Here is a 12,826-nt window from a genome sequence, read left to right on the forward strand (position 1 = left end):
GAATATAGCTACCTGTGTGCGCACTTTAAATACAAAGGTGAGGGAATTCGGGAGCGGAAGTTCGAATTCTCATCGGGCGGTTTTCCCGTTAATTTGACATTGATTTCCTGGAAAACTAGCATTCGGCCAACATATCTTTGATGCTTCCATCGAATAAACGTCCAACTCTGCTGGAGATCACAATGTCCGCCACGCTCGATGAAGCAAGCCGTCGCGTTGCCGAAGACTGTGCGCAGCGCTCGCACAACGGCGCGATCGACCTCGGCTCCGTGGTGTCCGCGCTCGGTGAGGCCGGCATCGAATCGTATTTCACCGATTACCGTTGCGGTGAAGTTCATGTCGAGCGCTTTCCCCAATGACGCCCAACGCCTTCGCCAAGGAAATCAAGGCCGCGCTCGCGCCGCACGCGGACACGGAGCGAGCGTTCGCCATGCGTGCGTACATGCGTCACCAGTTCGACTTTATCGGCGTGCCGACACCGCTACGGCGACAAGCGGTAACGCCGGTCTTCAAGCGGCTGCCGGTGGAGAGCGCCGATCACTTGCTGGCGTGCGCCAATCGCTTATGGACAATGCCGGCGCGTGAATACCAGTACGTCGCGACAGATCTGTTGGCGCGCAACTGGAAGACGCTTGCGGTCACCGACATCGCGCATCTGCTGGCCATCGCGCAGCACGCGTCGTGGTGGGATTCGATCGATCCGCTCGCGGCCGTGGTCGGCGATGTGCTGAAAGCAGCGCGAGTCGAGACGCCGCAGGCGCAGGCCGTAATGGATGCCGCGCTTCAGCACGAATCGCTGTGGGTGCGGCGCATCGCGATGATTCATCAACTCGGCTGGCGCGGGCATACCGACGAAGATCGCCTCTTCGGTTACGCGCGTTTGCTTGCGGGGGAAAGTGATTTCTTTATCCGCAAGGCAATCGGTTGGGCGTTGAGAGACTACGCGCGGCACGCGCCCGACACGGTGAGCGGCTTTCTGTCGGCATCACGAGACCTTATCTCGCCGCTCACCCTGCACGAGGCGTCGAAGCATCTGCCGCCGATTCGCTGACGCCTTCGATCGCACTCGATCTAATCACCGCCGTGCGCGAGCGCAACCCGCGCTTTGTCTTCCGGACTGTCCGCGACGAAATACTTCTTCGCCCACGACCCATCCGGCGCCAGCATCAAACGCTGATGCGTGCCGTCGTTCTTTTGCTGTATCGCCAACGCGCGCGCCCGATAGTGCTCGTAGAGCCGCAGAAATTCCGCGAGATACGTGCCGGCGATGCGGCGGTCGCGAATCTCCAGCAGGTTCTCGTCGTTGAAATGTTCCGAGTTATTGCTCATGTTCGCGGAGCCCGTGTAGACGACCGGATTCGCGCCCTCCGCGTCGATCACCAGGAACTTGTGGTGAATGATGACCGGCGCGTAGCTCGGCGCGTGTTCGCCTGGAAAAAGGCGCAGCTCGGGTTCGAACCCTGCCGGCACGGTCGCCGGTGAAAAATACTCCGCGTCGATCACGTCGTGCTTGTCCCGGCCGCGGTGATACAGCTCCATGTTGGCGAGCGCGGTCGTCGAGACGATCTGGCCGTTGTTCTCCGCCTCCTCCGCCGCTTCCGCCGACTTCGGGCTGATGTGGTTGACGAGGCCGAACATCATCCGGCCTTTGTCGCCGGCCGCGAAACAGGCATCGCGCAGCGGCGCGTCCGTCGGCATGAAAAGGCAAAACACCACGGAGTGCTTCGCGTTGTTGATGGCGTCGACGATCGTGTCGATCTGCAAACGCGAGTCCTTCGCTTCCGGTGAAAAACAGACCCGCACTTTCGCGCTGCCGATCTCGATCGACTCGGACCAACCTGGCGTGAGCTTCGCTGTCGCGGCAATGGTCGGATTGCCGGCGAGCGCCTCGGCGCGCTCGCTGTACAGCGTGGCCAGTTCCGGCGAGTCGAACAGATGGAGCACGTTCGCCTGCTCCGTGATGCCTTCGGTGGTGAAGTTGGCCGATCCCGTCAATACGCGCGCCGGTGACGCCTCGCCATTGCCGTTGTCCACCACGATGAACTTGTCATGCATGATGTGCGTCTTGTCGCGCGGCGCGAACGTGGCGACATCGGCGAGCTGGTCGACGGCGGGTTGATTCGGCGACGGTGCCGGCGGCTTGCCCTTCTGCGAGACCTCGTGCGAGTCGTAAACAATGGCAAGCGATGCTTTGCCCTGCTTCTTGCCGAAAGCCTCGAAGGCAGGAATTGCCCAGAGCGGATCGGTCAGGTGGTACACCGCCGACGCCGCGCGATGCGCTTGATCGAGCGTGAGCGCGAAGACTTCCTGCAAATCGTTCGCGAGCCAGGTGCGCAGGCGCAATGCCTGCTCCGGCGACGGCGCCGCGTTCGGCGCGAGGTGCAACGCGGCGACTTTACGCGCGAACGCCTGCGAGCTGACCACGGCGCGGTTGAACCACGAGCCGATGTTCGCCTCCATATGGGCGGGCAGCGTCAACTTGCATTCGCCCTTCTGCGCGTCGAGCAATTGCGGCGCCCCCGGCGTGCCGACCACCGGATAGACGAGATAAGTGAACGACTTCTCCCGATCCGCTTCGTCGATCCGCGCATCCCACCACATGAATTTCTGAATGGGCGCCTCATTCGTCGGCGCGTCTTTCTGCGTGTCCGGCACCACGCCTTTGAAGGTCAACCGGTTGGGCAGCCAGCTGCTGGCTTCGCGTTCGTGTCCATCGGCGGCGAGAAAACCCGGCGTCCGTTTGATGGCGAAACCGAGGAAGTCTTCGCGGGTGCCGCCTTCGGGCCAATCGAAAGCGAGTAGGACGAGTGTCGGGGACAGATAGCTACGCACGCTCACATTCATCATTTGGCTCCATGATGTCGAATGGAGCTTTAGTCTGGATGCGCAGTTTGTTGAAATGGTGACAAGACGCAAAATCGAAAAAGATATTAATTAACGGCATTTTATGCAGAAACTTTAGCGATAAATTTAACGCGTCGAATGCGCTCTAAAAGTCTGCAGTCATCGCTTAGTAACATGCGTGCGCAATACTCCGCAGCGCTGCAAGTCAGACCAAATTTCGCATAAAACGCGCTGCTCCCAACGAGGGCTGACGCGACGGCCAGACCCCGGGGGGTTCACATGACTATTCGTCATCGCATCACGCTATTGGTTGTTTTGATGTTCGTCGCCTTATCGGCGATCGGCGGCTACGCTGTCTACCAGACGCGCGGCAGCGCCGCCGAGGTGCGCAAGGTAACGGAAGGCGTCGTGCCCAGCGCGCTCGCTTCTGCCGACCTCGTGTCGCAAGTCAAGGATGTGCAGCTCGCCACGATGACGCTGGTCTACGCGCCCGACGCCAACATGGTCGCCCAGGCACAGGACGAACTGAAGAAGAAGCGGGCCTCGCTGCAACAGGCGCTCGCCTTGCAAGCCCAAGATGCCGCGAGCCACGCCCAGAAGGGTCTGGTTTCGCAGGCCAACGACAGCCTGGAAAACTATTTCTCCGCGATCGCCGAGACGGCCAAGATGAAGGCCGACGGCAAGAACGAACTCGCGCAGGCGTATCTGTTCGCCAACGTCGCGCAGTATCGCGACGAACTCGAAGGGATTGTCGAAACCTTGCGTGTTGAGAAGAATCGCGAGAAAGACGAGGCGATCGCCACGCTGAACACCACGCTCTCGACCACGACCACGGCAATCGCCGTCGTCACGGGCATCGCGATCATCTTGCTGACCTCCATCGGCTCGCTGCTCTACCGGCAGATCACGCGCCCGCTCAGCCGCATGCAAGCGATGATGAGCGAGATCGCCTCGAGCCAGGACTTTACGCGGCGCGTGCCGGTGGGCCGGCTCGACGAGATCGGCCATTCGATCGTCGCCTTCAACGGCATGATCGAGAAGATTCAGGAGAGCTCGGCGCAACTCAAGCAGAAAACCGCCGACATTCAGGCGATGTTGCAGAACATGCAGCAAGGCATTCTGACGGTGATCGACGGCGCCGTGATCCACGCGGAGTACTCGGCGTATCTGGAAGACATCTTCGAAACGAAGGATATTGCCGGGCGCGGTTTGATGGAGTTGGTGTTCGCGGATACCGATCTCGGCTCGGATGCGCTCTCTCAAGTCGATGCGGCCGCGCATGCGTGTCTCGGCGAAGACTGCATCAACTTTGCGTTCAATCAGCATCTGCTGGTCGGCGAGATTTCCAAACGTATGCCCGACGGCCGCGTGAAGATTCTCGACCTGAGCTGGTCGGCAATTACCGATGAAAACGACGTGATCGTGCGCCTGATGCTCTGCGTGCGCGACGTCACTGAATTGCGCAAACTCGCGGCGGAAGCCAGCGAACAACGCCGGCGCCTCGACATGATCGGCGAGATTCTCGCGGTCAGCGAGGAGAAGTTCCACCACTTCATCGAGAGCTCGGCTGGGTTTATCAGTGAGAACGAGCGGATTATCCGCAAGCATTCGGAGGCGGATCACGCGGCGATTGCAGAACTGTTCCGCAACATGCACACCATCAAGGGCAATGCGCGGACCTACAACCTGCAGCATCTGACCAACGTCGTGCACGAAACCGAGCAGAGCTATCACGAGTTGCGTCAACCGGACGCGGATCGTTCGTGGGATCAGGAGCATCTGATGCGCGAACTGACGCGCGTGCGCGAAGCCATCGAGAGCTACGCGAAAATCAACGAGCAGAGCCTTGGCCGCAAGAACAAGGGCCAAGCGAACGACGCCGCCAACTCGAGCCGCTACGTGATGGTCGCGAAGGAGCATATCCAGCACACGCTGAGCATGCTGGAGCAGACCAACGCCGGCGAACTGCACGAACTTCAGTCAATGCGCGATGCGCTGCGCCGCACGCTGCGCGCACTGGGTAGCGAAAGTGTCCGCGACGCGCTCTCCGGCGTGCTGGACTCGCTGCCGTCGCTCGCGAGCGAATTGGGCAAGCCCGCGCCGAACGTGCATATCGACGACAACGGCTATCGTCTGCGTGGCCAGGCGGGCGGCACGCTGAACAATGTGTTCATGCATCTGCTGCGCAATTCGATGGACCACGGCATTGAAACCGCCGAGGCGCGCAGCGCCCACGGCAAAGCGCCGGCCGGCACGATCGCTGTCGAAGTCGGCGTGGACAATGGCGCGCTGCAGATCACGCTCAGCGACGACGGCCGCGGCCTCGCGCTCGAACGCATTCGCGGCATCGCCATGGAGCGTGGCTGGATCGGCCGCGACGACATGCTGAGCGATGAAGCCATCGCCGATTTCATTTTCCGGCCGGGTTTCTCGACCGCGGAAACAGTCACGGAGTTGTCGGGCCGCGGTGTCGGTATGGATGCCGTGCGCGACTTCCTCAAGCGCGCGAACGGCAGCATCGAACTGCGCTTCACCGACGATCACAAGGGCGCGGCGTTCCGTCAGTTCCAGACGATCGTCTGCCTGCCGGACAGCCTTGCCGTCGATACGCTTGGCGTGGAAGCGCGTGGCGAAGCCGGCGCACTGCAACTCGACGCGATGGCGGACTGAGCGCCGCATCGGCGTACGTCGCGACGGAATTCGAAGGGAACGGTTGTGATTCAACAGTATGTATTGGCGGCGGCAGCAGGCAGCGCGGTGACCGCGCTGCTGGCATTTACCGTGCACAGGCTGCACAGCGCGAAGCTGACGGCACGGCTGCGCGCCGAAGCGCAAGCCAGCATCTCCAGGCTCGAGGCTGAGCGGGCCGATCACGGTTCAGCCATGCGCGAGCGAGAGCAGGCTGAGCAGGAACTGCTCGCCTTGACCACGCAACTGCGCGAGGACTTGATACAGCAATCGGCAAGCGCCGACGAACTGCGCGCCGCACTGAAAGCGGCCGCCGAGGACAAAGACCAGTTGGCGCATCACGCACGGCAGATCGCCGGCGAAGCCGAGCGTCTGAAGAGTCTCGGCGCGACGTTCGAGCGCTGGCACGAACAGATGATTTCGCTGATGACGCAAAACCACGATATGCACGCGAAGAATCAGGAGCTGTCGTCGATTGTGCGGCACGTGGTGATCGTGTCACTGAACGCGTCGATCGAAGCCGCGCGCGCCGGTCCGGCCGGCCGTGGCTTTGCAGTGGTGGCGAGCGAAGTGCGCGCGCTTGCTGCACGTTCCGAAGAATTGTCGAAGAGCTATCGCGACAGCCTGCATCGCAACGACCTGACCACGACGTCCACGTTTCAGGACATTCAGGCGGGCGGCAAGATGATCGCGGCTTCGCTTGCCAGCGTCGAGTCGCTCGCCCATCAGTTTCATTCGAAGCTGCACGAGGTGGCGGTGTGATCTCGGCCCACGCCAAGGACAGCTTCGACCTCATTTTCCGCAAGGCCGCGCAGGCGCGTTTGCCGCTGGATTCAGGCGATCTATGCGAGATCGCGCCGATAGCTGACACCAGTGTCGGCGTATCCAAAGACACGCAAGTGGTCGTGCTGACCATTTCGTCGATCGTATTCAGACTGCTGCTGATTCTTCATTTCGACGAAGACGACACCACGCGCAGCTACTACCTGAAAGACGCGGCCGACGAACGGCCCTTCCAGGAGGCCTTTCTGGAAATCTGCAATCTGTGTTGCGGGGCGATGAATCAGGAGTTGCTGCGTTATTTCCCCGACCTCGGCATGTCGACGCCTTATGTGCTGAACGCGCGTTGCCTGCCGCATCTGCATGAATTGAAGCCGGCGCTGCTGTCGTCGTATTCGATCACGCTCGACGGCAGCGTGCGGCTTGCCGCGACGGTGTGCGTGTGCGCGCATGCGCCGCTCGACTTCGTCGCCGATACGAGTGCTGTCGAAGAAACCAGCGGCGAGCTGGAGTTGTTCTGACCGTGAAATGGATAGCCGCTGTGAGCAGGAACGCGACATGAACATGAACAAGCCGGTCAGCAAAGTGCTGGTGCTGGACGACTGCCCGGCGCACAAGGAAGCGCTGAAGCGCTTTTGCGACGAGAACAATCTGGTCGGCGTGAAGGTCGGCAAGAACCGTCTGCAGTCGGTGCTGCGCTCGAACATCGATCTGGGCGCGGTGCTGTTTGCCGAAAGTTATGGCGGCTCGCCGGAAGCGAGCGCCGAGATCGCGATCAGGATCAACGCCGTGCGCCCCGAGTTGCCGATCATCATGCGCCGGGACAACGACCCGGACATGGACGGCTTGCCGGAGAGCTTGCGACGCGTGGTCTGTGCCGCGTACGTCGCGCACGATATGGCGCCGCTGCGCCAGGTGATCGACGATTACATCTTCAGCCTGGATTATCCGAACGCGCTGGTGCGCGGCATCGCCGACATGACGCAGGCGATTCTCGGCGACGTATTCAAGGACCTGACCATCACGTGCGACACGCCGTATATCGTGCGCGACCGCATCATTTTCGGCGAGGTGTTCAGCCTGATTCCGCTGGAAAGCGCATGGTGCCGCGGCTACATGATGATGCAGGCCGAAGAGACGCCGATCCTCGAACTGCTCGATCGTTATCAGATGATCGACAACGCGCGGCACGGCGAAGCGGATTTCCGCGACCTGAACAGCGTGCTCGGCGAAGTGACGAATCTGATCTGGGGTTCCTTCAAGAACCGCTATGTCGGCGACGCGGACGCCTGGGCGCGCAGCCAGGTGCAAGTGCCGCTGCTGGTGAATCACAAGCACAAGTACATCTCGTTCGGCAGCGGCAATCCGCAACTGTGCTTCACGTACTGGCTGAAGGATCCGCAGTCGAGCCGTGCGGTCAAGTTGCATCAACGTTTTGTGTTCAGCCTGAGCTGGTCGCCGGAGGACTTCAAGGAAGTCACGGACGACGTCGGCGCAATGGTCGAGGCAGGCGAACTGGATCTGTTCTGAGTGTTGTCATAGGAAAAAACATGTCGAAAATTCTGGTGGTGGATGACTCGAGCACGGTGCGCGACGAAGTGGCCGGCTTTCTGAAGAAGAACGGCCTGGACGTCGACACGGCGGTGGACGGCAAGGACGGCCTCGCCAAGCTGAAGGCCAGCCCCGGTATCAAGCTGGTGATCAGCGACGTCAACATGCCGAATATGGACGGTCTGACGATGGTCGAAAAGATTCGCGGCGAGCTCGCGAACAAGACCGTCAATGTCATCATGCTCACAACCGAGAGCAGCCCTGCGATGAAGGAGCGTGGCAAGGCGGCCGGCGTGAAAGGCTGGATCGTCAAGCCGTTCAAGGGCGACGCGGTGCTGGAAACGTTCCGCAAACTGGCGAGCTAAGCGCTTCTCTTGCTGCAAGCAAGCGCAAAGGTGAGAGTTTTCGGGAGCTTCGCGCCGAGGCGGTGTTTGAGCCTGGTTCGCGGTCACCGTGACTGTCGAAACACGGGAAAAACGCTAATAAACCAGCTGGCGCAGTGATCGAAGCGATGCTTCACGCTGCCTCTGGTTGCTCAAAGGTGAGGATATTCGGGACCCTCCGGGTATTCGCATCATGCGCGCCGCAAAGTTTGGTTTATTGCGGCGTGCGCGGACCATGCTACTTTTTCCGCTCTGCGAGCCTCACTGAGCCTTGATTGAAAACGGTGAGCGGCAAAATCGCTCCGCACTCACCGCGGTCCTCTGTTTCGGCACGGTGGTGTCGGCCGCCGGCATACATAGCGATCGCAACACCCATCCCCGCGCGAATCGCGCATCTCCATTACGTGCAAAGGCCCGCACGCGCACGGCTGCTTACCTGGGTATGCAAATTACTCCACCGGCTTTAAAGGTGAGGGTTTGCGGGAGTGGCCTGTTCTGGCGTAGTCGAACCATGCCCAGCATGCCTTTGCGGCCTGCCCCCAAGCTCGAAAGGTGAGGGTTTTCGGGAGCGATCCGATGCGCACCTCGCCTCGAACCCCAAGCACACCGTGTCAAAGGTGAGGTTTTTCAGGAGCCGACCCGAAAAATCGTACGGTGCGCCAGACGCGCCGACTCATATCACGTTTCGCGTTGAAAGAGTTGGGAAGAAATTGGCAACCTAGGGGGCTGTTCCGCGTTTTGAGAACACCCGCATGCAGGGAAGATGGCGACGCGGACGACAGGGTGCGCGGATCGGCTATATCCGCATGCCAGATGCCTGTCTCTGAAAAACGATCGTCTCCTGGAATCAGTTGGATGAGTCAGCATATTCTTTTCGTGGGTGCCGACGCCGGCTTGACTGCCGTGGTGGGCGAATCATTGCGCGGGCAGGGCTGCGGCATGTCCGCACGTCCGCCCGGCGCCGGGCTCAAGCACGTGGTCGAGATGGAGCGGCCTTCGTTGCTGGTGCTCGACATCTCGGCGCCGCACGGCGACGGCCTCGCCGTGTTGCGCGACTTGCGCATGAGCGGCAACGACGTGCCCGTGATTCTGCTATCGGCGAGCAGCAAAGCGATTGATCGCGTGATCGGTCTCGAACTCGGCGCCGACGACTTCATGAGCAAGCCCGCTGACCCGGCCGAACTGCTTGCGCGCATTCGCGTGCTGCTGCGACGGCGCGGTTCACTCGCGCCCGGCGCGCCTGAGACGCGGCCGCCGTATCGCTTCGGCCGCTGCGAACTGAACTTCTCCGCGCGCGAATTGCGCCGCGACAACGAGCACTTCGCGTTGCGCAGTTCCGAGTTCGCGTTGCTCAAGATCTTTGTCAATCACGCGATGACCGTGCTCACGCGCGTGCAGCTCAACGAGAAACTGCGCGGCAATAGCGTGTTGCATCAAGGGCGTAGCCTGGACGTGTCGATCTGGCGACTGCGTCGGCTGATCGAAATCGATCCTTCCGAGCCGCGCTATGTGCAAACGGTGTGGGGACGCGGCTACGTGTTCGTGCCGCACGGCGAACTCGGTGCGGCCGAGCGCGATGTGATGGTCGCGCCCGGCGTGTAAATCCGCGGTGATTCGGGCGAAAGGTGAGGGTTTTCGGGAGCGCTCGATGCGCTCCGTTATCAGCGCATTACACCGCCTTCGCGATCTCGCGAATGTCCGCGACCGGCGTTTGACCGAATGCATCGCTCAATGCGTAATCGAGCAACTGGGTGGCACTTTGTTCAGGCGTCGACAGTTGGCCGTTGCGCTTGAGGTCTTCGAATCTCTCGCGCATGGGGAACTGTTCGACGCCACTGCCGCGAATCTCCGCCTGCATATTCGTATCGATCACACCCGGCGCCAGACTGCAGATACGCAACGCACGATTCGCGTCGAGTGCGACGGCGCGCGCGTGATGATCGAGCGCGGCCTTCGTCGCGCAGTAGATGCTCCAGCCGGGATACGCATTGCGCGCCGCGCCGCTCGAAATGTGCACGATGCGCCGGTCGGCTGCGTCGACGGCGGCTGCGGCGAGCGCGCTGGCCAGCATCAACGGCGTGGCGACATTGAGGCTCACGGCGGTCGCGATGGATGCCGCATCTTGTTCTTCAATCGCGCCGATCGGCTGCACCATGCCCGCGTTGTTGATCAGCAGAACCGTTTGCGCGCCGCTGACGAATCCACGCAGCGCATCGCTCGCGATCCATTGCGCGACGCGTGCGGTGTCGGCCAGTTCCAGTTCGATTTCTTCGAGCAGCGCCGGGAAGCGCGCTTTGAGCGCATCGTGACGCGAACGGGACAAGCCCAGCACGGCGATCCCGCGAGCCAGAAGTTGTTCGGCGAGCGCCGCGCCCAGACCGCGCGTGTGGCCGGTGACGATCGCACGGATCGGAGAAGAAGTGCTCATGTCGGTCCTTGGGATCGTTGGCTTGGAAAGGCCGCTATTTTCTCACGCGACATTTTTCCGCGTGCGGCGGCCCTCACTGCCCGCGCGTGCGCTTCACTTCAAGCCGAGCGAAAGCGCTCGCGATACTGCATCGGCGTCGCGCCGATTCGCTTGGCGAAGACAATACGCATGCGGTCCGCCGTGCCGAAGCCGCAGTCATACGCAATCGCCTTGAGCGCCGCAGCGCTGCTTTCGAGCAGCTTGCGCGCCGCATCCACGCGGGCCCGCTCAACGAATTCATGCGGCGTTACACCGGTCTCCTGCACGAACACGCGCGCGAAGTTGCGCGCGCTCATGCCCGCGACGTCCGCCAGTTGCTTCACCGTGAAGCTCTCGCGAATCCGCTCCATCACGTGCGCCTGGACTTTGGCGACTGGCGAGGTGTCGTCGGCGGGCGCGGTCAGGTAGGGGCTGAATTGCGACTGGCCGCCTTGGCGCTGCGCGAACACCACCAGACGTTTGGCGACGGCGAGCGCCGTGTGCGGACCGTGATCCTCGGCGACCAGAGCGAGCGATAGATCGATGCCCGCGGTCACACCGGCTGACGTGACGAGTTGCCCATCGCGCAGATAGATGCGGTCGAAGTCGACGCGCGCCTTTGCAAATTGCGCCGCCAGTTGCGCTGCGTGCTGCCAATGCGTCGTGACGTTGCGGCCGTCGAGCAGGCCCGCGTGACCGAGCGCGAACGCGCCGGTGCAGATCGAACCATAGCGGCCGCACTTTGTGGCGACGTTCGCCAGCCAGTCGAGCAGAGGCGCATCAGGTGTGGTGTCCGGCAGCGCCGGACCGCCCGCGACCAACGCAAGATCGAATGGACCGCGCGCCTTGTCGAACGTAGCGTCGGCGACCAGCATCATGCCGTTGGACGCGCGCAGCGGTGCGGCTTCGGCGCTGAGCAACCTCACCTCGTAAGCATCTGCGGGCGCGATGAACCGGTTAGCTTCGGAAAACACGTCGACGGGACCGGCGACGTCGAGCGCCTGCACGCCGGGAAAGATCGCGATCGCGACGGTGGGCATCGGAAGACTTCCTTTGACGAGGGACGGGATCCGCGAAGCACGGCACCTATTTTTTGCATCTGGCGTCAGAATAGGCGCATCGCACAACAACGCGGCGTCCCGCCATGGTAATCAAAAACCTTCTCAGAAGGCTCGACCTCACCACGCTGCAACTCTTTCTCGCGGTTTACGAAGAAGGCACCCTCACGCGTGCCGCCGAGCGCGAGGCGATTGCCGTCTCCGCCGCGAGCAAGCGTCTGCTCGAACTCGAACAGGCGGTCGGCGCCACGCTGTTCCAGCGCAACGCGCGCGGCATGACGCTGACGCCGGCGGGCGAAACGCTGCTGCATCACGCGCGCCGCGTGATGCGCGACATCGAGAATATCGGCATCGAACTGGCCGGTCATGCGAGCGGCGTGCGCGGCTATGTGCGCATGATGGCCAACCTGTCGGCGATCGTCGAATTCCTGCCGGAGGATCTGCGCGCGTTCCAGTTGCAGCACGAGCGCGTCAAACTCGATCTGGAAGAGCGGCCGAGCGGCGGCGTGGTCGAAGCCGTCGACGACAGTCTCGTCGACGTCGGCATCTGTTCCGGCGATGCCGACACGCGCGACCTGCATGTCGAACATTACCGGCACGATTCGCTGGTGCTCGTGATGCGCGACGATCACCCGCTGGCGGCGCGCGAAAGCGTTGCCTTCGTCGAAACGCTGGATGGCGATCACGTCGGTCTGCACGCCGCGAGTTCCATCAACGCCCGCACGCATCTCGCCGCGCGTCAGGCGGGCAAGCCGCTGCGGCTGCGCATCCACGTGCCCGGCTTCGACGCGGTCTGCCGGATGGTGCAGGCCGGCATGGGCGTCGGCGTGCTGCCGCTCAAGGTGTATCAACTTATGGGCCGTCCGCTGGGTCTCGTCGGCGCACCGCTCGAAGACGACTGGTCGGCACGCAGCCTCGTGCTGGTGGTGCGCGACGTCGACGCATTGTCGCCGGTGAGCCGCCTATTGTTCGACCATCTGCGCACCATCGAAGCCTCGGAAGTCCCGCCCACCACCGCTTGACGACGAGCGTTCGCCGTTCGCGAACGGTCGTTGGCGAATTGCGGTTGGACGCCG

12 protein-coding genes are annotated in these 12,826 nt (G+C 62.1%); 9 read left to right on the forward strand and 3 right to left on the reverse strand.

Going from position 1 to position 12,826, the window contains the following annotated elements; all coding sequences use genetic code 11:
- Positions 1–182: 182 nt before the first annotated feature.
- Positions 183–359, forward strand: coding sequence for a hypothetical protein (locus PQR42_RS28980; RefSeq protein WP_408389234.1), 177 nt, complete (start codon positions 183–185; stop codon positions 357–359).
- Positions 356–1,051, forward strand: coding sequence for a DNA alkylation repair protein (locus tag PQR42_RS28985; RefSeq protein WP_408389236.1), 696 nt, complete (start codon positions 356–358; stop codon positions 1,049–1,051). The genes PQR42_RS28980 and PQR42_RS28985 overlap by 4 nt, the downstream gene beginning before the upstream one ends.
- Positions 1,052–1,071: 20 nt before the next feature.
- On the opposite strand, the gene PQR42_RS28990 is transcribed toward PQR42_RS28985, so the two are convergent.
- Positions 1,072–2,844 carry a phospholipase D-like domain-containing protein gene (locus PQR42_RS28990; RefSeq protein ID WP_408389291.1) on the reverse strand — a complete coding sequence of 591 codons (1,773 nt, stop codon included), beginning with the start codon at positions 2,842–2,844 and terminating at the stop codon, positions 1,072–1,074.
- 279 nt (positions 2,845–3,123) lie between these two features.
- Here PQR42_RS28990 and PQR42_RS28995 point away from each other — a divergent pair, with 279 nt between their 5' ends.
- The 6 genes from PQR42_RS28995 (at position 3,124) to PQR42_RS29020 (ending at position 9,848) form a co-directional block, all read left to right on the forward strand.
- The gene (locus PQR42_RS28995) at positions 3,124–5,514 is read left to right on the forward strand and encodes an ATP-binding protein (protein WP_408389238.1); all 2,391 of its coding nucleotides are present in this window, start codon (positions 3,124–3,126) and stop codon (positions 5,512–5,514) included.
- A gap of 45 nt (positions 5,515–5,559) precedes the next feature.
- On the forward strand, positions 5,560–6,294 hold the full coding sequence (locus tag PQR42_RS29000; protein WP_408389240.1) for a methyl-accepting chemotaxis protein: 735 nt from the start codon (positions 5,560–5,562) through the stop codon (positions 6,292–6,294).
- On the forward strand, positions 6,291–6,833 hold the full coding sequence (locus PQR42_RS29005) for a hypothetical protein (RefSeq protein ID WP_408389242.1): 543 nt from the start codon (positions 6,291–6,293) through the stop codon (positions 6,831–6,833). Before PQR42_RS29000 ends, PQR42_RS29005 begins: the two co-directional genes overlap by 4 nt.
- A gap of 37 nt (positions 6,834–6,870) precedes the next feature.
- The gene (locus tag PQR42_RS29010; protein ID WP_408389244.1) at positions 6,871–7,842 is read left to right on the forward strand and encodes a chemotaxis protein CheX; all 972 of its coding nucleotides are present in this window, start codon (positions 6,871–6,873) and stop codon (positions 7,840–7,842) included.
- Positions 7,843–7,862: 20 nt separating this feature from the next.
- The gene (locus tag PQR42_RS29015; protein ID WP_007178665.1) at positions 7,863–8,228 is read left to right on the forward strand and encodes a response regulator; all 366 of its coding nucleotides are present in this window, start codon (positions 7,863–7,865) and stop codon (positions 8,226–8,228) included.
- Between the two features lie 873 nt (positions 8,229–9,101).
- Positions 9,102–9,848, forward strand: a complete 747-nt coding sequence (locus tag PQR42_RS29020) for a winged helix-turn-helix domain-containing protein (RefSeq protein ID WP_408213532.1) — start codon at positions 9,102–9,104, stop codon at positions 9,846–9,848.
- 67 nt (positions 9,849–9,915) lie between these two features.
- Here PQR42_RS29020 and PQR42_RS29025 read toward each other — a convergent pair whose 3' ends face one another.
- Positions 9,916–10,674: an SDR family oxidoreductase gene (locus PQR42_RS29025; RefSeq protein WP_408213529.1), complete on the reverse strand. Its 759-nt coding sequence runs from the start codon at positions 10,672–10,674 to the stop codon at positions 9,916–9,918.
- 98 nt (positions 10,675–10,772) lie between these two features.
- Positions 10,773–11,732: a GlxA family transcriptional regulator gene (locus PQR42_RS29030; protein WP_408389248.1), complete on the reverse strand. Its 960-nt coding sequence runs from the start codon at positions 11,730–11,732 to the stop codon at positions 10,773–10,775.
- Between the two features lie 104 nt (positions 11,733–11,836).
- On the opposite strand from PQR42_RS29030, the gene PQR42_RS29035 reads away from it, so the two are divergent.
- Complete coding sequence (locus PQR42_RS29035) at positions 11,837–12,772, forward strand: LysR family transcriptional regulator (RefSeq protein ID WP_408389250.1); 936 nt, start codon at positions 11,837–11,839, stop codon at positions 12,770–12,772.
- Positions 12,773–12,826: the final 54 nt, after the last annotated feature.

Origin of the sequence: Paraburkholderia sediminicola, from assembly GCF_046027355.1 — a bacterium.
In the GTDB taxonomy this organism is placed as follows: domain Bacteria; phylum Pseudomonadota; class Gammaproteobacteria; order Burkholderiales; family Burkholderiaceae; genus Paraburkholderia; species Paraburkholderia sediminicola_B.